This window comes from Taklimakanibacter lacteus (assembly GCA_003576695.1).
Lineage (GTDB): Bacteria > Pseudomonadota > Alphaproteobacteria > Rhizobiales > Aestuariivirgaceae > Taklimakanibacter > Taklimakanibacter lacteus.
In genome coordinates this window covers 329311-350430 of record QOZQ01000001.1, presented here as the reverse complement: position 1 = coordinate 350430, position 21120 = coordinate 329311, and the positions used below count along the sequence as shown (strand labels likewise).

The window sequence follows — 21120 nt, the reverse complement described above, 5'->3', positions numbered from 1 at the left end:
TGGTCCTCCCTGTGCCAAGAATGCCGACCCGCGGGAGGAAAGAAACGTGGCTCAGGAGATCGAGCTCAAATTCCTCATCGAAAGCGGCGGCCTTCCGATGCTCGACAGCTTGCCCGTCATTGGCAAGCGGCTTCGCCATGCGCCGCGCAAGCATATCGAGACCACCTATTTCGACACGCCGAAGCGGATATTCTCCGATGGCGGCTTCGCCCTGCGTGTGCGCAAACAGGAAAAGGGAAAACTGCTCTCGGTCAAGCAGGCGGGGTATTCCGGCACGGCGCGGGGCGAATGGGAAAGCCCGATTTCGGGCGACAGGCCCGAAGCTGAGGACCTCGCAGCGACGCCGGCCGGCGCGGTGATGGCCAATGCCGAGAGCGGAGACGAGCTGACGCCGCTCTATACGGTGGCGGTCGACCGCGCCGCCTTCCTGGTCAAGGAAGGATCGGCCGAGATCGAGATCGCCGTCGATCGCGGCGAGATCAAGCACCGGGACAAGGAGCTGCCCGTCTGCGAGCTCGAGCTCGAGCTGAAGTCGGGCGAGCCGCGCCAGCTCTTCGCGCTGGCCCGCCGCTTCATCGAGAAGGCGCCATTGCGGCTGAGCTTCATCAGCAAGGGTGATCGCGGCGATCGCCTGGCGGATGGAAGCTGGGGACACCCGGTCGGCGCATCGACGCCCAGGCTCGCCGCCGAGATGACGGTGGCGCAGGCCTTTCGCACCATCTGCCACACCTGCCTCTATGACTTCATGCTCAATGAGCCGGCCATCGAGGACGATGGCGACATCGAGGGCGTGCATCGGGCGCGCATCGCCATTCGCCGCCTGCGCGCCGCCTTCAGCCTGTTCCGGCCGATCGTCGAGGACAGGGACCATGACCGGCTGCGCCGCGAGCTGTCATGGCTGTCGGGCCTTCTTGGCGCCGCCCGGGATCTCGATGTGATGCAGGTCAAGACCTTCGCGCCCCAGGTCGATGCCGGTGGCGCACCCCTGGGCGCCACATCGCTCCTGGCCGAAGTCGCCAAGCGCCGCCGCGCGGCCCGCGCCACCTTGCATGATGCCCTCAATTCCAGCCGCATGCGCAAGCTTCTCTTCGATCTCGCCGGCTGGCTCGACCATGGCGAATGGCTGGGTCGGGAAGAGGCGAAGGAGCCGGTGCTCGCGCGCGCGCCGAAGCTGCTCGCCAGGAGATTCAGGCAATTGCGCAAGCGCGCCCGCCATCTCGTCGAGGCGGATGCCGGGCAGCGTCACGAGATCAGGATCACGGCAAAGAAGCTGCGCTATATGTGCGAGTTCTTTTCGGGTCTTGTTACCGGTGCGAAACGGCGCCGCCGGTTCGGGAAATTCGTGCGGGCGCTCGAGAGTATCCAGTCCGCCTTGGGCGAGATCCAGGATGGCGCGGCGCGGGCGCAGTTCCTGCAGACCCTCGTCACCAACATGACAGGTGATGAGCCCGCCAGCCGCGCCGCCATCACGGCCTTCGCCGCCGGCGTCTTCACCGCCAGCGAACGCCCGAAAGAGAAGAAGCTCGTCCGCAAGGCGTGCGAGGCCTTCGCGAATCTGGCGGACAACCGGCGGTTTCTCAAGGCCGCGTGAGGCGTCGCAACCGAGCCGTCGGGCTCGATCTTCCTACAGAGGCCGAGCTTGCTGGCCGAGGAAAAGCCGGCGATGCTCTTTAGCCAGGGACCGCAGCCTGTCACTGACCCGGCGAATGTGTCTTTGAGTTCTGTCCTGATCGTGGCTCACCAGCCATTGATCATGCCCCAATTCCTGGATGATGTCCGATGCCCGCACGAGACCGCTCTGCACATCGCCAATGAAGCACGGCAGCACACACAAGCCGCGGCCGGCCAGTGCAGCTTCAAGCACCTCCTGGCCCGACCTGCATCTCAGATTGGGCGCATGTTCCAGATGTTCATCGATCCAGGCCCCTGACGGCGTTTTGGGCCCGGGCGGCGAGAAGGCGATCCAGCGGCATGCCTTGAATCGACGATGGTCCCTGGCCTCGACCCTGCCTTCCACATATGCAAGCCCGCCAAATATGGCGAACTCCACACGCGTCAGCTTGCGACCGGCCAATCCCGGAATCTCCGGCCGGTGATTGCGAAGCCCCAGATTGGCTTCGCGGCGCAGCAGGTCCGCGATGCCTGCGCCGCTCACAAGTTCGATCTGGATGTCCTCGTCCTCGCCAACCAGATCGCCCATGTGACGGGCGATGAATGCGCTCGTCCACGTGCCTGCGGCAATCTTCACGACAGAGCCGATCGCATCTGATGTGCGCCAGCGATCGATAGCCAGCGCATTCAATTCGAGGGCCTCGGCCAGCCGCAGAAATTCATTCCCTTTGGCCGTCAGCACATAGCCGTCGCGCTGGCGCACAAAGAGCTGACGGCCCAGGCATGTTTCCAGCGCGGCCATTCTGCGCCCCAATGTGGGAGGGCTTATTCCCGACAGCCGAGCGGCACCTGCAAGCCCGCCAGCCCGGCCGACGGCAAGAAACAGTCGCACATCATCCCATTGCCACGTTTCATCCATGAAATGATCGTTCCATACTTGTTTCTTTAAAATCAGAGCATAATCGCGTTATCTGCAGAGACAGAGGCATTAGCTTTCATTTTTGAATGCAGGAAGACTACAACCAATGAGCAGTGATTTCCACAGGCGCCGGCTTGGCAGGTCAGGCATCGTCACGGGCCCTTTGGGTATGGGCACATGGGCGATAGGAGGCCCCTTTTTCAGTGGACCGGGTTGTCACTACCCTCTGGGCGCTCCGCTGGGCTACGGCAAAGCCGACGACAGAACCTCGATCCAGGCTTTGCGGCGGGCCGCCGAACTCGGAATGACGCTCTTCGACACGGCGGACGCCTACGGCACAGGGCATGGCGAGCGGATTCTGGGTGAGGCCTTGAAGAACATCCGCAAGCGTGTCGTCATTTCGACCAAGTTCGGCAACACCTATGATGAGGCGCGCCGCGAGCTGCGAGGACCGGATGCGTCACCCGGCTATATTCGCCAGGCCTGCCATGCCTCGTTGAAGCGCCTCCAGACCGACTGGATCGACGTCTATCACTTGCATGTCGGCAACCTTCCCCTCGACCAGGCGCCCGCAGTCGCGGACACGCTCGATGCCCTATCCAGAGAAGGTCTCATCAGATCCTATGGCTGGAGCACCGACGACCCGCTTCGTGCTGCTGCCTTTGCCGGTAGACCTGCCGCAACCACTGTCCAGTTCGACATGAATCTGTTCGAAGATGCGCCTGACATGCTGGCGACATGCGAAACACATCATTTCGCCGGCATCATCCGCCTTCCCTTGGCCATGGGCTTTCTGAGCGGGAAATATTCGCCGCATAGCCGGCTTCCCGACGACGATATCCGCAGCAAGCCTCCGCAGTGGCTGCGCTATTTCGAAGAAGGGGGACAGGCCTCGCGAGAATGGTGCGCCACGCTGGATGCCGTCCGCGAAATTCTCACCGCGAAGGGCCGCACTTTGGCGCAAGGAGCCTTGGCATGGATATGGGCCCGGAGCGCCTGCACCATTCCTATCCCCGGCATCCGAACCGTCGCGCAGGCGGAAGAGAATATTGGCGCCATCGAATTCGGTCCCCTGTCGCCTGACCAGATGACGGAGATCGCGAGCCTTCTCGGGCGCTCGGCCGAGATCTAGAGAACCTGATAGCCGTATTCTTCCGACTGCTCGGTGAGCCATTCCCAGAAACTCTCCGAGAAGCCGCGGAACACCGACAGCTCGAATTCGTCCTTGCCCGTCTGGACGAGATGGACGCCGACATGCGCCATCTGGGTGACGGCCGATTTGCCCGGCCCGAAGGCGGCAGGGTGGAGATCAATCGGCGTGCCCTTGGCGAGGAGTGTCCGCGCCTTGGGACCCGAGACCCTCAGGATCACGCGGCCATGGCTCTGGTCCGAGCAGGAGGCAAGCCCTTCGAGCCTCGCTTTGAGATCGCGATAGAGCTCACCTTCCGCCTTGCCCTCGGCGATGGCGTAATATTGCTCCGCCCCGCACCAGTGGAAGCTGATGGCGCCCTTGCCCGTGCTCGCGCCCACAGCCGGCAGCGAACATTTATAGGCAGCCTCGATGGCCTTGCCGAGATCGTCCGACCGGCCTTTACGCGCAATGACGGTGACGATCGACATCGGATGGCGCACCGACAATGTCACGCCAGGCGCGCCCTTGTCGGCGCCGAAGCGGCCCTGCACCGCGACATCGGCCAGAGCCGAGACGCGCTGAACTGCTGAAGAGACCTTAGGCATGGAGCTTCTTGTTCTCCTTGTCGTAATGCATGGGATCGCAGATCTCGCCATACATGTGGATATTGCGGATCCCGTCGAAGACCTTGACGATCTCGCCATGGCGCTCGCGGCCGTTCTTGAGGAGGGCGAGGCCCAGCCAAGTGCCGAGCGTCGGCGAATAGGCGACGGAGGTGATATAGCCCTGCCCATTGGCGAGCGAGGGCCTGTCGTTCTTCTTGAGGAGATGCGATCCGGCGCGGATGCGGTCGGCCCTGTCGACCGGCCTGATGCCGACCACGGCCTCGCGGTCCTTGGCCACCATGCCTTCGCGGCCAGCCATCATGCGGCCGATATAGTCCTTCTTGGTCGACATCATGCGCCCGAGGCCCAGATCGGCGGCGGTCGTCGTGCCATTGAGCTCGCCGCCCGCCACATGGCCCTTCTCGACGCGCATGACGGAGAGCGCCTCGATGCCATAGGGCGTGATGCCGAATTCCTCGCCTGCCTGCATGATCGCGCGAGCAACCAGATTACCATAGTCGGCCGGCACCGAGAGCTCATAGGCATGCTCGCCCGAGAAGGAGATGCGGAACAATCGCGCCGTGATGCCGCCCAGGATCGAGATCTCCTTGGCCGCCAGATAGGGGAAGGTCTCATCGCCGAGCACCACGTCATCGACGATCTTCTGCAGCGTCGGCCTCGCCTTGGGGCCGGCGACCGCCATTTGCGCCCATTGCTCGGTCACCGACACATATTGCACATCGAGCTCGGGCCACAGCGCCTGGTGGCAGAATTCCATATGCGTCATGATCTTGGCCGCATTGGCGGTCGTCGTCGTCATGAAGAAATGATCGGCCGCGAGCCTCGATGTGGTGCCGTCGTCCATGACGACGCCATCCTCGCGCAGCATGAGGCCATAGCGCGCCTTGCCCACGTCGAGCTGGGCGAAGCCGTTGCAATAGAGCCGGTTGAGGAATTCGGCCGCATCGGGCCCCTGCACGTCGATCTTGCCGAGCGTCGACACATCGCACAGGCCGACCTTCTGGCGCGCCGCATTGACTTCGCGGATGACCGGATCGAGCCAGCCTTCCTCATGCGGCAGCGGGAACCAGCTCGAGCGCAGCCAGAGGCCGGTCTCGACGAAGACAGCGCCCTGCTCCTCGGCCCAGTCATGCAGGGGCGTCTTGCGCACCGGCATGAAGTGATGGCCGGTAAACGGTCCGACAAAGGCGGCGAAGGGCACCGGCGTGTAGAAGGGCCGGAAGGTCGTGGTGCCGATCTCGGCGATCGACTTGCCCGCGGCTTCGGCGAGGATGGCGATCGCATTCACATTGCCGAGCTTGCCCTGGTCGGTCGCCATGCCGGCGGTCGTGTAGCGCTTGGCGAGCTCGATCGATGAGTAGCCTTCGCGCGCCGCGAGCGGCAGGTCCTTGGGCGTCACGTCGTTCTGGTAGTCGACAAAGGCCTTGCCGTGACTCTCTTTCACCCACCACAGCGCCTGCGCCGCATAGGCTTCGTCGCGGCATGGGGGCGGTGCCGCCTTCTTCGTCTTGAAGCCGAGCTCGCCCACCGCTCTGCTGGCCTTCTCGGCGCCCTCGCGCAGGGCTTCGGAGAGCAGCATCGCGCCATTGGCGGCGCCCGCGGCGACGAAATCGCTGCCGATATCGGGCGGCAGGAAGGCCTGCAGCCTGTCGTTCCAGATGGGTTTCGCGCCCTTGTGGCACATGAGATTGACGACCGGGCTCCAGCCGCCCGACATCGCCAGCGCATCGCAGGCAATATGCATGTGGTCGGAAAGCTCGACGCCCGAAACGATCTTGCCGGGCGTCGCATCGGCGACCGTCCGGCCTTTCAGCACCGGAATGCCGGCCGCGTCGGCGGAAGCCTCCTTGCGGGAATCGACGATCACCTCGACATGCACGCCCTTGGCTTTGAGATCGCGCGCCGTGCGATAGCCTGAATCATTGCTGGTGAAGACGACAACCGACTTGCCGGCCGCCGCCGCATAGCGGTTGGCGAAAGTCCGCATGGCCGAGGCGAGCATCACCCCCGGCACGTCATTGCCGCCGAACACGATCGGCCGCTCCTCGGCACCCGCCGCCAGCACCGCCTTGCGGGCCATGATCTTCCAGTAGCGCAGCCGCGGCTCATAGGGCGACGGCTCCAGCACATGGTCGTTCACCCGCTCCAGCGCGCCGAAGACATTGCCGTCATAGAAGCCGAAGGCGGTGGTGCGCGGCATCAGCGTCACATTGGCGAGTGACGCGAGCTCCGCGATCGCAGCTTGCGCCCAGTCATAGCCGCTCCCGCCGGCGATCTCCTCATTCTCGCTGAGCAGCGAGCCGCCGAGGCGCGAGCCTTCATCGAGCAGGATCACGCGCGCCCCGGCGCGCGCCGCGGTCAGCGCCGCCGAGAGGCCGGCGGGACCGGAGCCGATCACCAGGAGATCGCAATGGCCATAGGACTTCTCATATTTGTCGGGATCGGCCTCATGCGTGGCCGCACCTAAGCCCGCGGCGCGCCGGATCAGGGGCTCATAGATCTTCTCCCAGAAGCTCTTCGGCCACATGAAGGTCTTGTAGTAGAAGCCGGCGACGAAGACGGAAGCCGCCAGCGAATTGATGGCGCCGATGTCGAAATTGAGCGACGGCCAGCGATTCTGGCTGCGCGCCGCAAGCCCGTCATAGAGCTCGATCACGGTGGCGCGCGTATTGGCTTCCTTGCGTCCGCCCTCGCGCAATTCGACCAGCGCATTGGGCTCGGCCGCACCCGAAGCGATCACCCCGCGCGGGCGGTGATATTTGAACGAGCGCCCCATCAGATGGACGCCATTGGCAATGAGCGCGGAAGCCAGCGTATCGCCCGCATGCCCCGTGAAGCTCTTGCCGTCGAAGGTGAAATTGAGCGAGGTCGCGCGGTCGATGAGACCGCCTTTGTCGAGACGGAAGCCGGCCATCAGACCTTGCCCTTCTTCTGATCTTGCGCAAAATCCCTGGCCGTCGTGACGCCGAAGATCTCATGCGTCTGCGTGTCGCGCTCGACCACCAGCCAGGAGCGGCAGCCGCCGCCATGATGCCAGTATTCCTTGAACCGGCCCTTGGGGTTGTCGCGCAGATAGACATAGTCGAACCACTGATCCATCGTCTTGGGATCGTTCGAGGCCGGCCGCTGCACCGTGGCGTCACCCAGCTGGGTGAACTCCTCCGAGGGACGCGGGCCGCAATAGGGGCAGTTGATCAGCATGAGTGGGTGTTCCTGATGTCGAACCTCCCTCCACCGCCGGAGGCGGGGAGGGTGGCCGCGGCGAAGCCGCGGACGGGTGGGGTGTCGAGGCGATCGTGATCTTGCAAGTACAAGCGAGACTGCTCACGCGGAGCCGCCCCACCCGTCGCGCTTTCGCGCGCCACCCTCCCCGCGCTGCGCGCGGCTGAGGGAGAAGAAATGGCGAAGAGCGCGTGCATGGCCATCAGTGCAGATTGGGCGTGGCGCCGACGCCCTTTTCATCGATCATGTAGCCACGCTCGAACCGGTCGAGCCGGTAGGGCGCGTTGAGCTTGTGCGCTTCGTTCCTGGCGATCGTATGGGCGAAGCACCAGCCCGATGCCGGCGTCGCCTTGAAGCCGCCATAGCACCAGCCGCAATTGAGATAGAGCCCGTCAATATGGGTCTTGTCGATGATGGGCGAGCCATCCATCGACATGTCCATGATGCCGCCCCAGGACCTGAGCACGCGGATGCGGGCGAGGCCCGGGATCATGGCGACACCCGCCTCGATCACATGCTCGACCGTCGGCATGTTGCCGCGCCGCGCATAGGAGTTGTAGCCGTCGAGATCGCCGCCGAAGACGAGGCCGCCCTTGTCCGACTGCGATACGTAGAAATGGCCGACGCCATAGGTGATGACATTGTCGATATAGGGCTTGAGACCTTCCGACACGAAGGCCTGCAGCACATGGCTCTCGATCGGCAGTTTCATGCCGGCCATGGCGGCGACCTCGCTGGTATTGCCGGCGGCCGCGAGGCCCAGTTTCTTGCAGCCGATATAGCCCTTGCTGGTCTCGACGCCCTTCACCTTGCCGTTCTCGATACGTATGCCGGTCACTTCGCAATTCTGGATGATGTCGACGCCGCGTGAATCGGCGCCTCTTGCATAACCCCAGGCGACCGCGTCATGGCGCACCGTGCCGCCGCGCCGCTGCAGCAGCCCGCCCTGGATGGGGAAGCGCGCATTGTCGAAGCTGAGGAAGGGGGCGATCTCGCGCACCGCCTCGCGGTCGAGCAGCTCCGAATCGACGCCGTCGAGCCGCATGGCATTGCCGCGCCTGGCATAGGCATCGCGCTGCGGATCGGAGTGGAAGAGGTTGAGCACGCCGCGCTGCGACACCATGGCGTTGAAATTGAAGTCCTGCTCCAGCCCTTCCCACAGTTTCAGCGACCATTCATAGAACGGGTTATTGCCGAGAAGCAGGTAGTTGGATCGGATGATGGTGGTGTTGCGCCCGATATTGCCGGAGCCGAGCCAGCCTTTCTCCAGCACCGCAACATTGGTGATGCCATGCTCCTTGGCGAGGTAATAGGCGGTCGAAAGGCCGTGGCCGCCGCCGCCCACGATGATGACGTCATATTCCTTCTTGGGGGTCGGCTCGCGCCAGGCCGGGGCCCAGTTCCTGTGGCCGGAAAGGGAATTCTTGAGGAGCGAGAAGACGGAATAGCGCACGGGGTTTCCTGACCTCTGTTGGATGGCGCAGTGTGCCAGCTGGGACGCGGCTGTCTTGTCTCAGAAAGACAAATCCTGTTAAATTCAGGACATGCCTCCCAAGACCGACGATCAGGCGCAAACCATCGGCTTCCTGCTCATACCCGGTTTCGCGCTCATGTCCTATGCGTCCGCCATCGAGCCGCTGCGCGCCGCCAATCTCTTTGCGGCCAAGAGCCTCTATCGCTGGGTGCATATCTCGCACAAGGACCAGGTCGTGTCCTCATCGGGTGGCGCCACCGTGCCCTGCACCGCGCGCGTCGGCGACGACCTTCATCTCGATCTGCTACTCGTCTGTGCCGGTGGCAATCCCGCCACCTTCAACCATCGCCCCACCCTCGCCTGGCTGCGGCGGCTGGCGCAGCGGGGCTTGCGCATTGGCGGCGTGTCCGGCGGGCCCTTCATCCTGGCGCGCGCCGGATTGATGGCAGGCTATCGCATGACCATCCACTGGGAGCACGCGCCGGCCTTTGCCGAGGAATTCCCCGATCTCCTGTTGACCCGCGCCCGCTATGTCATCGACCGCAACCGCGTCACTTGCGCGGGCGGCGTGGCGCCGCTCGATATGATGCATGCCTTGATCGCGGAAAAACACGGCAGCGAGCTCGCGACAAGGACAAGCGACTGGTTCCTGCACACGGAAATCCACCCCGGCGGCGGCCCGCAGCGCGCCTCGCTCGCCGACCGCTACCGCATCAACCGCCGCGACCTGATCGCCGCCCTCGAGCTCATGCAGAACAATCTCGGCGATCCCCTGGACCGCACTTCGGTGGCGAAGTCGATCGGCCTGTCGACCCGCCAGCTCGACCGTCTCTTCGCGCGTCACCTCAATAAGAGCTTCGCCGACCACTATCGCACTATCAGGATCGAGGCGGCGGGCGAATTGCTGCGCCATTCGGCCCTCACCATCACCGAGATCGCCATCGCTTGCGGCTTCGCCAATGCCAGCCACTTCTCGACCGCCTTCAAGGCCGAGACCGGCGCGTCGCCCAGCGCGACACGTCCATGAATTCTTGACCGCCTGTCGCGTATAGGCTACAAATGACTCGCGCCGAACTACGGTCCAGGATATCGAATCTACTATCTCAGACGCGGCTCGGAAATTGTCGTATTGCTGATTGGTGGCGATAAACGAACACAGAAACGAGACATCGAGAAAGCCCAGGAGCTTGCGCGGCATTGGAAGGAAAGGACATCATGAAATCCACGACATTCGATGCCGCCGAATATCTCGATACGCCTGGGCGCCAGGCCGACTATCTTGCTCTGGCGCTGGAAGGCGGAGATCCCGACGAAGTGCGCGATGCGCTTTCCTTGATAGCACGTGCTCGCGGCATGGCTGAGATTGCAAGCGCAGCGCACCTGAACCGGGAGAGCCTCTACCGGGCGCTCGGAGAAAACGGCAATCCGGAATTCGCAACCGTCCTGAAAGTCATCAATGCTCTGGGCCTGCGCCTGACTGCCGCACCTATTGATCAACCGCGCAAACGCCGTACACCGGCGCGCAAGGCAGGCACAGCCGCACGCAAGCGCAAAGCCGCTTGAGAAAGGCTGGCATTAGGCTCGCGCCTTTTCGATTCCCGGAATCCGGCTGATCTCCTCGGCCAGGAAATCGACCAATAGCCTCACCCGTGCGATGCCTGAGCGCTCGGGCACGATCAGCATGCTCACCGGAACCGGCGTCAGCTCGTATTCGGGGAGGATCACTTCCAGCCGTCGGTGGGCCAGGAGATCATCGACCAGCCAGTGATGGGCCGGCGCGACACCGCGCCCGGCGGCAAGGGCTTCGCGCGCGGCAAGCCCGTGATCGGACAGGAAGCGTCCGCCGAAGGGCACGATATGACGCTCGCCATCGGGACCGGTGAGCGCGAGCATGTCGCTGCCCGCGACATTCGACAGGCGGATTCCTTCATGGGCGGAGAGATCGGACGGCATAACAGGCCGCCCGCGTGCCGCGAGATAGTCGGGCGCCGCCACGAGCATTCGCCGGCTTTGCCCAAGGCTCTTGAGCTTCATCGAGCTGTCGGTGAGCGGCCCCAGGCGCAGGGCCAGGTCGACCCCTTCACGCACGAGGTCGATGCGCTCATCGGAGAGGCTGAGATCGATGCCGATATCGGGATACTGGTCCTGGAAGGCGAAGATCAGCCGGGTCACCTGCCGGATCCCGAAGGCCACCGTGCAGGAGATCCGGATCGTCCCCGCCGGCGCGCCGCGCGTGCCGCGCGCCTCATCGCCCGCCTGCTCGACGAGCCGCAGGATCTGCACACTGTTGGCATAATAGCGGCTGCCCTCCTCGGTCAGCGTCACGCGCCGCGTCGTCCGGCTGAGCAACGGCACGCCGACCGCTTCCTCGAGCTCACGCACATGGCGCGTGATGGTCGACTGCCCGACGCCAAGCTCGCGCGCCACTGCCGACAGGCTGCTGCGTTCGGCGACGCGCACGAAGCTGCGCAGGCGCTCGAGGGTGACGCCCGATTTATCCATTTTTCGGCATGATATTATTCATTATGCACATATAGTGGATTGCTCAGGTCATGCCTAGCTTAGGGGCCGTCCCATCCCGGAGGCCCAGCCCATGAAAGTCCTGCTCGTCTTTGCCCATCCCGAACCCCGCTCGCTGAACGGCGCGCTCCGCGACGTCGCCGTCAAGGAGCTCGAATCCCAGGGCTATGAGGTGCGCGTGTCGGATCTCTATGCCGATGGCTGGAAATCCGAGGTCGACCGGGCCGACTTCCCGTCGCTCGACCCGCAGGCGCGGCTCATACCGGTCGCCGCCTCCAAGACAGCTTTCGATGCCGATACGCTCACCGAAGACGTCAAAGCCGAAATCGGGAAGCTCCTGTGGGCCGATATCCTGATCCTGCAGTTTCCGCTCTGGTGGTTCTCCATGCCGGCGATCCTGAAAGGCTGGGTCGATCGCGTCTTCGCTTATGGCTTTGCCTATGGCGTCGGCGAGCACAGCGATCGGCGCTGGGGCGACCGCTATGGCGAGGGAACGCTCGCCGGCAAGCGCGCCATGCTGATCGTGACCGCCGGCGGCTGGGAGGAGCATTACACGCCGCGCGGCGTCAACGGGCCGATCGACGACCTGCTGTTCCCGATCAATCACGGCATTCTCTATTACCCGGGCTATGACGTGCTGCCGCCCTTCGTGGTCTACAAGGTCGACCGCTTCGATGCGTCGGGTTTCGAGACCGCGGCCGAAGGCCTGCGCGAAAGGATGCGCACTCTCGCAACCACTCCGCCGATCCCCTATCGCCGGCAGAATGGCGGCGACTATCTGATCCCGGGTATGACCCTCCGCCCCGGCCTTGGCGATCAGGAGATGTCCGGATTTGCCCTTCACGTGAATACTGAAGCATGATCCACCACCCGCTGACCAACCACGAAACGGCTCAATACCTGGCTCGGCACAAGCAGAAATACCTCTTGATGAAACGTTCACCTGAACGTCTAAATGGGGAGAAAAACTGGAAGGAGGACCAGATGCATACGAAGCAAGCCCTGCGCGAGCTCGGCGTCACGCCCTCGACCATTACCGATGCCCAGAAGCGGCAATTTGATGAGCAAGGCTACATCATCGTCGAGAATGTCCTGACGTCGGAGGACTGCGAGCGGATGCGCGGCGCCTTCGAGCTCATCCACGCCAAGGAGAGGGAGAACGGCGGTCACGAAGTGCATGTGGAGCCGGGCGCCCGCCGCATCTCCAACATCTTCAACAAGACCGACGCCTTCGATAAATGCCTGTGGATCCCCGAAGTTCTCGCCGTTTCGGCGCATGCGCTGGGCGAAATCAAAGTGCATGGCGCCAATCTTCGTGATCCCGTGAAAGGCTACGGCCACCAGGACCTGCATGTCGACGTCCCCAAGAAGTTCGTGGATGATTGGTGGGTCGTGAACTCCATGGTTATGTTCGACAACATGACATTGGACAATGGACCGACCCGCATCGTTCCGGGCTCGCACTACTGGGCGCCGATTAATGTGCCTTATGTGAACATCGGCGACTGGGAGCCTGCACCATTGACCCCCGAGGAAGCGGTACGCATCCCGAAGGACCTATCCGCTCCCTATCCGGGTGAGGTGCTGGTCGAAGCACCGGCCGGTTCGGTCATCATCTGCAATTCATCGATGTGGCACGCAGGCACGCTCAAGAAGACCGACAAGCCGCGCCGCATGTTGCATCTCACCTATACGCGGCGCGACCTGCCGCAGCAGCTTCTGCAGCTTGATTACCTGACGCCCGAGCTCTACAGCCGCATGACTCCGGTGCAGCGCTACTTGCTCGAGATCGAGCCGCCAAAGCCCGGCGACGGCATTGCGCGGCAACCCAAGAAAGAGCACAAGGGCTGGTGGAATTGACATCCTGACAACCACCCGCACTGGCCACGATGACGGAAGTGGCGAGGCTTCATGTCAGGCAGGCGGGCTAGCAATCCAGCGTCGTGTCGCGTTCCCACTGGGTGAGATGGCGGCAATACTGGTTCCACTCATTCGACTTGAGCTTGATATAGGCCGATGACAGCTCGGGCCCGAGTGCCTCGAGAATATACTTGTCCTTCTCGAAATTGCGGATCGCATCGAGGAGGTTGAGCGGCAGCTTCTTGGCGCCCTTCACCTTGTGCCCTTCGGCATACATGTCGATGTCGAGGCGCTTGCCCGGATCCATCTTCTCATCGATGCCATGCAGGCCCGCCGCCAGGATCACCGCCATCATCAGATAGGGATTGGCGGAATTGTCGGGCAGCCGCAATTCGACCCGCCCCTCATCCGGCACGCGCACCATATGGGTGCGGTTGTTGCCGCCGAAGGTCACCGTATTGGGCGACCAGGTGGCGCCCGACATGGTGCGCGGCGCATTGATGCGCTTGTAGCTGTTCACCGTCGGATTGGTGATGGCGGCGAAGCTCTCGGCGTGATGCATGAGGCCGCCGAGGAAGTTGTAGCACAAGGGCGACAAGCCGAGCTCGCCCTTCCTGTCATGGAAGAGATTGGCCTTCCTCGCATTGTCCCACACCGAGATATGCACATGGCAGCCATTGCCGGTGAGGTTGACGAAGGGCTTCGGCATGAAGGTGGCCCGAAGCCCATGCTTCTCGGCGATCGACTTGACCATGAACTTGAAGAAGCACAGCTGGTCGGCCGTGGTCAGCGCATCGTTGAAGTTCCAGTTGATCTCGAACTGGCCGTTCGCGTCCTCGTGGTCGTTCTGATAGGGACCCCAGCCGAGATTGATCATGGTGGTGCAGATCTCGGAGATGACGTCGAAGCGGCGCATCACCGCCGACTGGTCGTAGCAGGGCTTTTCCTGCGTATCGCGCGGGTCGGAGACGGATGAGCCATCGGCATTGATGAGATGGAATTCGGGCTCGACGCCCGCCATCAGCTTCATGTTGCGCTTGGCGCATTTCGCGAGGAGGTTCTTGAGCACGAGGCGCGGCGCCTGGCCGACCGGCTTGCCTTCCATCCACGGGTCGCCCGCCACCCACGCCACTTCCGGCTTCCACGGCAGCTGGATGACCGAATCCGCATCCGGCATCACGAACATATCGGGATGCGCCGGCGTCATGTCGAGCCAGGTGGCGAAGCCGGCGAAACCGGCGCCTGATTTCTGCATGCTGCCCACCGCTTCCGCCGGCACCAGCTTGGCGCGCTGGGTGCCGAACAGGTCGGTGAAATTGAAGAGGAAGAATTTTACTTTCTTGTCTTTTGCATATTTAGCCAGATCGCCGGCCATGAAGGTCTCCTGTTTCCAACCCTAGATTTAGACACCCTGCGGTTCGCAGATGATTTCTGTTTTGACCGAATTGGCGATGAAGCATTCCTCATGCGCCAGATGGTGAAGATGGTCGAGCTCAGGCCGCGTCGGCGCCTTGCCCGCGAACTGGACGAGAGGCTTCAAGGTGCAGCGTGTGACGGCAAGGCGTCCTTCCGCGATCTTGCCCATTTGGCCTTCGGCATTGTCCTCATAGCGCTCGACCGTAAAGCCCGCCTTGGCCGCGTGATAGAGGAAGGTCAGCATGTGGCAGCTCGAGATCGCCGCCACCAGCGCCTCTTCCGGATCGATGCCGGCGGGGTCCGAGAAGGGTACCCGCACCACATGCGGTGACGCGGAGGCGAGCACCGTCTGGCCGCCGTCGAACGACCAGTGATGGGCGCGCGAATAGGTGTTCTTGGTGAAGTTGTCGCTGTTGCTTTCCCACAGGATCCGGGCGGTGTGCAGATGCGCCATGACTACCTCGTCGCCATCGCAAGGGCGGCAGTATCGCCGAATATCGGAAGAGCGGAAATTCCCATTGGGCCTGGTCTCCTATCCGCTCTTCTTACACCTCGCCCCGCGCAGCGGGGAGAGGAAGGGGCCCATTGCGGAGCAATGGGAAGGTGAGGGGCTCCAGTTCACTTCATGCATGCCCCTCACCCCTCCCGCCGCTTCGCGTCGGGTCCCTCCCCTCTCCCCGCTAAAGCGGGGCGAGGGTCTGATGGCGAGGATATCTGCACGTCTTCCCATCAATAGCCGCTCTTGCCCGGGATCCAGTTCGTGCCCGCCAGCGGCACCTGCGCCATGGCGGCCGCCTCGACGGTGAGCGCCACCAGGTCTTCCGGCTCCAGATTATGCACATGGTTCTTGCCGCAGGCGCGCGCGATGGTCTGCGCCTCGAGCGTCATGACCTTCAGATAGTTGGCGAGCCTGCGTCCGGCCCGCTTAGGATCGAGGCGCTTGGCAAGCTCGGGATCCTGCGTGGTGATGCCGGCGGGATCGCGGCCTTCATGCCAGTCGTCATAGGCGCCGGCCGTGGTGCCGAGCTTCTGGTATTCCTCTTCGAGATGGGGGTCATTGTCGCCGAGCGCCACCAGTGCGGCGGTGCCGATCGACACCGCGTCGGCGCCGAGCGCCAGCGCCTTCGCCACATCGGCGCCGTTGCGGATGCCGCCCGAGACGATGAGCTGCACCTTGCGGTGCATGCCGAGATCCTGCAGCGCCTTGACCGCCGGGCGGATGCAGGCGAGCGTCGGCTGGCCGACATGCTCGATGAAGACTTCCTGCGTGGCGGCGGTGCCGCCCTGCATGCCGTCGACCACCACGACATCGGCGCCCGATTTCACCGCAAGCGCCGTATCGTAATAGGGCCTGGCGCCACCGACCTTGATATAGATCGGCTTCTCCCAATTGGTGATCTCGCGCAATTCATGCAGCTTGATCTCGAGATCGTCGGGCCCGGTCCAGTCGGGATGCCGGCAGGCCGAGCGCTGGTCGATGCCCTTGGGCAGGTTGCGCATCTGCGCCACGCGGTCGGAGATCTTCTGGCCCAAGAGCATGCCGCCGCCGCCGGGCTTGGCGCCCTGCCCGACCACGACCTCGATCGCATCTGCCTTGCGCAGGTCGTCCGGGTTCATGCCGTAGCGCGAGGGCAGATACTGGTAGACCAGTGTCTTCGAATGCCCGCGCTCCTCCGGCGTCATGCCGCCATCGCCGGTCGTCGTCGAGGTGCCGGCGAGGGTGGCGCCGTTGCCGAGCGCTTCCTTGGCCTGCGCCGAGAGCGAGCCGAAGCTCATGCCGGCGATGGTGATCGGGATTTTCAGCTCGATCGGCTTCTTGGCGAAGCGCGTGCCGAGCACGACATTGGTGCCGCATTTCTCGCGATAGCCTTCCAGCGGATAGCGCGACATCGAGGCGCCGAGGAACAGGAGGTCGTCGAAATGCGGCATCTTCCGCTTGGCGCCGGCGCCGCGGATATCATAGATGCCGGTGGTGGCGGCGCGGCGGATTTCCGACAAGGTATAGTCGTCGAAGGTTGCCGATTTGCGGGGCGTTGTGCGCGGCGTGTTGGGATCCATGTGTGCCTCAGTAAGCGTCGGCGTGATCGATGTTGAAATTATAGAGCTTGCGTGCCGAGCCGAAGCGGCGGAAGTCCTTCGGATTGGCCTTGATCTCGGCCTCGTCGAGAAGGCGCGCCAGCTTGGCGAGATGATGATCGGTCATCTCCTTCTCGATGCAGTCGGCGCCGAGGCTGTCGGCCTTGCCGCGCACATAGAGCCTGGCCTCATAGATGGAGTCGCCCAGCGCCTCGCCGGCGTCGCCGCAGACGACGAGATGGCCACTTTGCGCCATGAAGGCCGACATATGGCCGACCGAGCCGCCGACCACGATATTGATGCCCTTCATCGAGATGCCGCAGCGCGACGCCGCGTCGCCCTTGATGACGAGGAGGCCGCCATTGCCGGTGGCGCCGGCCGACTGGCTGGCATTGCCGTCGACGCGCACTATCCCCGACATCATGTTCTCGGCGACGCCCGGTCCCGCATGGCCATGGATGAGGATCTCGGCCTCTTTGTTCATGCCGCCGCAATAGAAGCCGGCATGGCCGGCGACCTCGACGGTGATCGGCGCATCGAGGCCACAGGCAATGGCATGCTGGCCCATCGGATTGCGGATCAGCCAGTGCCGCTCGTTGGTATCCTTGGGCAGCGCATGCAGGCGCGAATTGACGCCGCGCACGCCGTCTTTTTCGAGATCGATCTCGATCATGATTCTTGTACTCTCCCTCTGCCCGTCATCCCGGCGAAAGCCGGGACCCATTGAATAAATGCCCTGCGGGCAGCGCTCATCGTCCCGAATGAATTTAGGGGATCCCGGCTTTCGCCGGGATGACGAAAATAAGTGAGCACTAATGTCCACCCCAATTATAGATCGTCTGCGGCGCCGGCTCCCAGATCTTCGCCTTGTCGGCACCGGGCAGGTGCGCGATGGCGCGGAACTCGGTCGCCATCGCCACCCAGTCGTCGGTCTCGGCGAGGATCGCATGCTTGCAGGCGATGGGATCGCGCACCACGGCAAAGCCGTCATGCGTGCCGACGCAGAACGTATAGAAGCCGTCCATGTCCTTGATGCCGTCTTCCAATGTCTCCTTGAGCGAGGCGCCCTGGCGCAGTTTCCAGGTCATATAGGCGGCGGCGACCTCGGTGTCGTTCTCGGTCTGGAATTCGAGGCCTTCGCGCTTGAGGTTCTCGCGCAGGCGGTTGTGGTTGGAAAGCGAGCCATTGTGGACGAGGCAGAGATCGGCGCCGGTCGCGAAAGGATGCGAGCCGGCGGTGGTCACGGCGCTCTCGGTCGCCATGCGGGTATGGCCGATGATGTGGCTGCCCTTGGCCTTGGCCAGATCGAACTTCTCATAGACCTTCTCGGGCAAGCCCGTTTCCTTGAAGATCTCGATCGCCTGGCCGGAGCCGACGACGCGCACATCCGGATAATGCGCCTTGAGCCACGCCGTCACCGCCTCTTCCCTGGCATTGGTGGTGAGGATGGCATGATTGCCGATCTGCTCGGCGCTGACCTGCTTCTTGGTATGCGCCTTGAGCGCCGCCGCCAGCTTCTTCCAGGCGAATTTCGCATCGTCATGGGCGAGCGAGAATTTGGTGAAGCCCTTCTTGGCCGGGTTGCGATAGATGGCCACACCGGCTGAATCGGGCCCGCGGCTCGTCATCTCGATGAGCATGGGCTTGAACAGCTGGCCGAGCTTCGGCTGCAATTTGGGGTTCTTGAGATAGAGGCCGACAATGCCGCACATGGCCAAGTCTCCCGTTCAGTGAGGTTTCCCGATCATGTAACAGCGGCCAGGGGAACTTGCAACTGGGGGGAATAATTTTTTCCCCAGAGGAATTAACAGGGAAGGACGCGGAACAGATTGCCGATGGTTGCGTCCAGAACAGTGGCCGTTACCTGCGCCCGGTTGAACACGATGTCACAGAGACAGGCAAAGACGAAGACAAGATAGGCCGTATAGACGAATCCGACATAGTCGCCGAACACGATCGTGTGCAGCCAATTCTGGTTGAACAGATAGAAATAGCTCGTCACCAGCGTCGCGAGCAGCAGCACCAGGCCAACGGGCAGGAAATGGACCCCAGCCTGGCGCCGCATGAACACCGCGAGGGTCAGCAGGATAAAGGCAGCGGCATTGGTGCCGGTGAAGATGCGGAATTCCCGCGTGAGCTGGCCCTCCACTTCGAGATATTTCGTCTTGATGAGGTCGGTCAGTCGGTCCTGGAGCTGGGCCGCATCGGCGATTTGCGCGACCACAAAGTCACGCAACCCTCTGGACAGCCTGTTCCGGCATTCACAGTTGAGATCGGCCATCTGGCTCGCGACCAGGGCGACGATTTCCGGAATCTTGGCCTTGAGCAGGAGCTTCATCCTGCCGATCTCTTCAGCCTTGTCCTTCATCAGGATTTTCGCCTTCTCGACCAGGAAATCCGCGCCCAGCGCCTCGACTTTCTCATCCATCTCCTGGGCAACCCGGTAGCGGATGACCTCGCGCGCCGCCTGGCTGATGAAATGCGCATTGGTCCACGAGGCGATGAAGGCGCCGGTGAACAGCAAACTGCCGGCAAACCCCACGACCATAACCAGCAAGCGAATGATTTTCATGGATTATTCGTCACGGCGATAGCAGATGACCGAGAGATAGCGGATCGGCAGCTTGCGCAGTTCCTCCGGCCCATGCGGGGCATCGGCATCGAAGAACAAGGCATCCCCCGGCAGCATCGCATAGGTCTTGTCGCCATGGCGGTAGACCACCTCGCCCTCCAGCATATAGAGGAATTCGAGCCCGGCATGCTGGAAGGTCGGGAAGACGTCGGACTGGGCGGTGAGCGTGATCATATAAGGCTCGACCATCACCGGCCCATGCGGGCTGTGGCCCAGGAGCTGGTATTGGTGGCCCGCCCTGGTACCCCGCCTTTCGATCGTAAGTCCTTGCCCCGACTTGACAAAAGTGGCGTCTCGCAATTCCTCATAGCCGCGGAAGAAGGCCGTCACCGGCACATGCAGCGCCCACGAGAGAGCCTGCAGCGAGCTCAGGGACGGCGACGTCGCGCCATTCTCGATCTTGGACAGCATGCCGGCCGACATGTCGGCGGCCTTGGCGACCTCGCTGATGGTGAGCCCCAGTTTCTCGCGGAAGCGCTTGACCTCGCGCCCGATCGACTCCTCGAGCAACTTGTGCGCACCGGGCGTCGTCTGATGCGGCTCCTGATAGGGCAGCGTGTCCCCGTCCCTTCGGGATTTTTTTCCACGGCCGCCGCTCGATTTGTCCAAGGGTTACCTCCTTTTCAACTACATAGGACGGAAGACCTGCCGTGCTCAACAGAAGCTTGTGTTTGCGGTGCACAAGAGCCATAAGCAGGCCCCTTTTACGAGTTTTCGAATGACCTCCAGAAAGCTGACCCATCTCGAACGGCTTGAGGCCGAGAGCATCCACATCATCCGCGAAGTGGCGGCGGAATGCGAAAAGCCGGTCATGCTCTATTCGATCGGCAAGGACTCGGCCGTCATGCTGCATCTGGCCATGAAGGCTTTCTATCCCGCCAAGCCGCCCTTCCCGTTGATGCATGTCGACACCACCTGGAAGTTCCGCGACATGATCAGCTTCCGCGACGAGACCGTCGCCAGGCTCGGCCTCGACCTCATCGTCCATGTCAACCCGGACGGGCTCGCCAAGAAGATCAATCCCTTCGACCACGGCTCGGCGCTGCACACCCAGATCATGAAGACCGACGCGCTCAAGCAGGCGCTCGACAAATACGGCTTCGACGCGGCCTTTGGCGGGGCCCGCCGCGACGAGGAGAAATCGCGCGCCAAGGAGCGCATCTTCTCCTTCCGGGACAGTCGCCACCGCTGGGACCCCAAGAACCAGCGTCCCGAATTGTGGGACCTCTACAATGCCCGCAAGAACAAGGGGGAATCGATCCGCGTCTTCCCGCTCTCCAACTGGACCGAGCTCGACATCTGGCAATATATCTTCCTCGAGGACATTCCCATCGTGCCGCTCTATTTCGCCAGGCAGCGCCCGGTGGTGATGCGCGATGGCCAGATGATCATGGTCGATGACGAGCGCATGCCGCTGCACCAGGGCGAGACGCCCGAAATGAAGCTCATCCGCTTCCGTACATTGGGCTGCTATCCCTTGACCGGCGCCATCGAATCCAGCGCCGCATCGCTCCTCGACATCATCCAGGAAATGCTGGTGACGACCTCCTCCGAGCGCCAGGGCCGCGTCATCGACAAGGACCAGTCGGCCTCGATGGAGAAGAAGAAGCAGGAGGGGTATTTCTGATGCTC

20 protein-coding genes and 1 pseudogene are annotated in these 21120 nt (G+C 62.9%); 8 read left to right on the top strand and 13 right to left on the bottom strand.

The window, feature by feature from the left end:
* Nucleotides 1-46 precede the first annotated feature (46 nt).
* Nucleotides 47-1591, top strand: a complete 1545-nt coding sequence (locus DT068_RS01635; protein ID WP_119388019.1) for a CYTH and CHAD domain-containing protein — start codon at nucleotides 47-49, stop codon at nucleotides 1589-1591.
* Between the two features lie 33 nt (nucleotides 1592-1624).
* Here DT068_RS01635 and DT068_RS01630 read toward each other — a convergent pair whose 3' ends face one another.
* Nucleotides 1625-2530 (bottom strand): LysR family transcriptional regulator, encoded by a 906-nt coding sequence (locus DT068_RS01630; protein WP_119388018.1) that lies wholly within the window; start codon nucleotides 2528-2530, stop codon nucleotides 1625-1627.
* Nucleotides 2531-2636: 106 nt separating this feature from the next.
* Here DT068_RS01630 and DT068_RS01625 point away from each other — a divergent pair, with 106 nt between their 5' ends.
* A complete protein-coding gene (locus DT068_RS01625; protein WP_119388017.1) occupies nucleotides 2637-3662 on the top strand; it encodes an aldo/keto reductase in 1026 nt (341 codons plus the stop codon).
* Here the strand turns inward: DT068_RS01625 and DT068_RS01620 are convergent.
* From DT068_RS01620 to DT068_RS01600, 4 genes are all read right to left on the bottom strand, one after another.
* Nucleotides 3659-4267 carry a sarcosine oxidase subunit gamma gene (locus DT068_RS01620; protein WP_162913943.1) on the bottom strand — a complete coding sequence of 203 codons (609 nt, stop codon included), beginning with the start codon at nucleotides 4265-4267 and terminating at the stop codon, nucleotides 3659-3661. The two genes, DT068_RS01625 and DT068_RS01620, sit on opposite strands and share 4 nt — an antisense overlap.
* Nucleotides 4260-7202 carry a sarcosine oxidase subunit alpha family protein gene (locus DT068_RS01615; protein ID WP_119388015.1) on the bottom strand — a complete coding sequence of 981 codons (2943 nt, stop codon included), beginning with the start codon at nucleotides 7200-7202 and terminating at the stop codon, nucleotides 4260-4262. The genes DT068_RS01620 and DT068_RS01615 overlap by 8 nt, the downstream gene beginning before the upstream one ends.
* Nucleotides 7202-7489, bottom strand: a complete 288-nt coding sequence (locus tag DT068_RS01610) for a sarcosine oxidase subunit delta (RefSeq protein ID WP_119388014.1) — start codon at nucleotides 7487-7489, stop codon at nucleotides 7202-7204. The genes DT068_RS01615 and DT068_RS01610 overlap by 1 nt, the downstream gene beginning before the upstream one ends.
* A gap of 223 nt (nucleotides 7490-7712) precedes the next feature.
* The gene (locus DT068_RS01600; RefSeq protein ID WP_119388012.1) at nucleotides 7713-8963 is read right to left on the bottom strand and encodes a sarcosine oxidase subunit beta family protein; all 1251 of its coding nucleotides are present in this window, start codon (nucleotides 8961-8963) and stop codon (nucleotides 7713-7715) included.
* A 91-nt stretch (nucleotides 8964-9054) separates the two neighbouring features.
* Here DT068_RS01600 and DT068_RS01595 point away from each other — a divergent pair, with 91 nt between their 5' ends.
* From DT068_RS01595 to DT068_RS01585, 3 genes and pseudogenes are all read left to right on the top strand, one after another.
* Nucleotides 9055-10011 carry a GlxA family transcriptional regulator gene (locus DT068_RS01595; RefSeq protein ID WP_119388011.1) on the top strand — a complete coding sequence of 319 codons (957 nt, stop codon included), beginning with the start codon at nucleotides 9055-9057 and terminating at the stop codon, nucleotides 10009-10011.
* A gap of 57 nt (nucleotides 10012-10068) precedes the next feature.
* Nucleotides 10069-10203 (top strand): annotated as a pseudogene (locus DT068_RS01590) (type II toxin-antitoxin system RelE/ParE family toxin); the annotation flags it as partial.
* A complete protein-coding gene (locus DT068_RS01585; protein WP_119388009.1) occupies nucleotides 10200-10547 on the top strand; it encodes an addiction module antidote protein in 348 nt (115 codons plus the stop codon). The pseudogene DT068_RS01590 and the gene DT068_RS01585, both read left to right, overlap by 4 nt.
* A 12-nt stretch (nucleotides 10548-10559) precedes the next feature.
* Here DT068_RS01585 and DT068_RS01580 read toward each other — a convergent pair whose 3' ends face one another.
* Nucleotides 10560-11486 (bottom strand): LysR family transcriptional regulator, encoded by a 927-nt coding sequence (locus DT068_RS01580; RefSeq protein ID WP_119388008.1) that lies wholly within the window; start codon nucleotides 11484-11486, stop codon nucleotides 10560-10562.
* A 91-nt stretch (nucleotides 11487-11577) separates the two neighbouring features.
* Between DT068_RS01580 and DT068_RS01575 the strand changes: the two genes are divergently transcribed.
* Nucleotides 11578-12366 carry an NAD(P)H-dependent oxidoreductase gene (locus DT068_RS01575; RefSeq protein ID WP_119388007.1) on the top strand — a complete coding sequence of 263 codons (789 nt, stop codon included), beginning with the start codon at nucleotides 11578-11580 and terminating at the stop codon, nucleotides 12364-12366.
* Nucleotides 12363-13364, top strand: a complete 1002-nt coding sequence (locus DT068_RS01570; RefSeq protein ID WP_119388006.1) for a phytanoyl-CoA dioxygenase family protein — start codon at nucleotides 12363-12365, stop codon at nucleotides 13362-13364. The genes DT068_RS01575 and DT068_RS01570 overlap by 4 nt, the downstream gene beginning before the upstream one ends.
* A 67-nt stretch (nucleotides 13365-13431) precedes the next feature.
* On the opposite strand, the gene glnT is transcribed toward DT068_RS01570, so the two are convergent.
* The 7 genes from glnT to DT068_RS01535 form a co-directional block, all read right to left on the bottom strand.
* Nucleotides 13432-14739: a type III glutamate--ammonia ligase gene (gene glnT / locus DT068_RS01565; protein ID WP_119388005.1), complete on the bottom strand. Its 1308-nt coding sequence runs from the start codon at nucleotides 14737-14739 to the stop codon at nucleotides 13432-13434.
* A 27-nt stretch (nucleotides 14740-14766) separates the two neighbouring features.
* The gene (locus tag DT068_RS01560; RefSeq protein ID WP_119388004.1) at nucleotides 14767-15234 is read right to left on the bottom strand and encodes an OsmC family protein; all 468 of its coding nucleotides are present in this window, start codon (nucleotides 15232-15234) and stop codon (nucleotides 14767-14769) included.
* A gap of 275 nt (nucleotides 15235-15509) precedes the next feature.
* Complete coding sequence (locus DT068_RS01555; RefSeq protein ID WP_119388003.1) at nucleotides 15510-16838, bottom strand: FMN-binding glutamate synthase family protein; 1329 nt, start codon at nucleotides 16836-16838, stop codon at nucleotides 15510-15512.
* A gap of 7 nt (nucleotides 16839-16845) precedes the next feature.
* Entirely contained in the window at nucleotides 16846-17529 is a 684-nt protein-coding gene (locus DT068_RS01550; RefSeq protein WP_119388002.1) for a GltB/FmdC/FwdC-like GXGXG domain-containing protein, read from the bottom strand.
* Nucleotides 17530-17668: 139 nt separating this feature from the next.
* Nucleotides 17669-18568, bottom strand: coding sequence for a class II glutamine amidotransferase (locus DT068_RS01545; RefSeq protein ID WP_119388001.1), 900 nt, complete (start codon nucleotides 18566-18568; stop codon nucleotides 17669-17671).
* 92 nt (nucleotides 18569-18660) lie between these two features.
* On the bottom strand, nucleotides 18661-19428 hold the full coding sequence (locus tag DT068_RS01540; protein ID WP_162913942.1) for a hypothetical protein: 768 nt from the start codon (nucleotides 19426-19428) through the stop codon (nucleotides 18661-18663).
* A 3-nt stretch (nucleotides 19429-19431) separates the two neighbouring features.
* Entirely contained in the window at nucleotides 19432-20097 is a 666-nt protein-coding gene (locus DT068_RS01535; protein WP_119387999.1) for a helix-turn-helix domain-containing protein, read from the bottom strand.
* A 109-nt stretch (nucleotides 20098-20206) separates the two neighbouring features.
* Between DT068_RS01535 and cysD the strand changes: the two genes are divergently transcribed.
* Nucleotides 20207-21115: a sulfate adenylyltransferase subunit CysD gene (gene cysD, locus DT068_RS01530; protein ID WP_119387998.1), complete on the top strand. Its 909-nt coding sequence runs from the start codon at nucleotides 20207-20209 to the stop codon at nucleotides 21113-21115.
* The last annotated feature ends 5 nt before the right edge of the window (nucleotides 21116-21120 follow it).

Coding starts and splice junctions, on each gene's coding strand:
- DT068_RS01630 (WP_119388018.1), bottom strand. CDS start 2,530: ATGGATGAAACGTGGCAATGGGATGATGTGCGACTGTTTCTTGCCGTC.
- DT068_RS01625 (WP_119388017.1), top strand. CDS start 2,637: ATGAGCAGTGATTTCCACAGGCGCCGGCTTGGCAGGTCAGGCATCGTC.
- DT068_RS01620 (WP_162913943.1), bottom strand. CDS start 4,267: ATGCCTAAGGTCTCTTCAGCAGTTCAGCGCGTCTCGGCTCTGGCCGAT.
- DT068_RS01615 (WP_119388015.1), bottom strand. CDS start 7,202: ATGGCCGGCTTCCGTCTCGACAAAGGCGGTCTCATCGACCGCGCGACC.
- DT068_RS01610 (WP_119388014.1), bottom strand. CDS start 7,489: ATGCTGATCAACTGCCCCTATTGCGGCCCGCGTCCCTCGGAGGAGTTC.
- DT068_RS01595 (WP_119388011.1), top strand. CDS start 9,055: ATGCCTCCCAAGACCGACGATCAGGCGCAAACCATCGGCTTCCTGCTC.
- DT068_RS01585 (WP_119388009.1), top strand. CDS start 10,200: ATGAAATCCACGACATTCGATGCCGCCGAATATCTCGATACGCCTGGG.
- DT068_RS01580 (WP_119388008.1), bottom strand. CDS start 11,486: ATGGATAAATCGGGCGTCACCCTCGAGCGCCTGCGCAGCTTCGTGCGC.
- DT068_RS01575 (WP_119388007.1), top strand. CDS start 11,578: ATGAAAGTCCTGCTCGTCTTTGCCCATCCCGAACCCCGCTCGCTGAAC.
- DT068_RS01570 (WP_119388006.1), top strand. CDS start 12,363: ATGATCCACCACCCGCTGACCAACCACGAAACGGCTCAATACCTGGCT.
- glnT (WP_119388005.1), bottom strand. CDS start 14,739: ATGGCCGGCGATCTGGCTAAATATGCAAAAGACAAGAAAGTAAAATTC.
- DT068_RS01560 (WP_119388004.1), bottom strand. CDS start 15,234: ATGGCGCATCTGCACACCGCCCGGATCCTGTGGGAAAGCAACAGCGAC.
- DT068_RS01555 (WP_119388003.1), bottom strand. CDS start 16,838: ATGGATCCCAACACGCCGCGCACAACGCCCCGCAAATCGGCAACCTTC.
- DT068_RS01550 (WP_119388002.1), bottom strand. CDS start 17,529: ATGATCGAGATCGATCTCGAAAAAGACGGCGTGCGCGGCGTCAATTCG.
- DT068_RS01545 (WP_119388001.1), bottom strand. CDS start 18,568: ATGTGCGGCATTGTCGGCCTCTATCTCAAGAACCCCAAATTGCAGCCG.
- DT068_RS01540 (WP_162913942.1), bottom strand. CDS start 19,428: ATGAAAATCATTCGCTTGCTGGTTATGGTCGTGGGGTTTGCCGGCAGT.
- cysD (WP_119387998.1), top strand. CDS start 20,207: ATGACCTCCAGAAAGCTGACCCATCTCGAACGGCTTGAGGCCGAGAGC.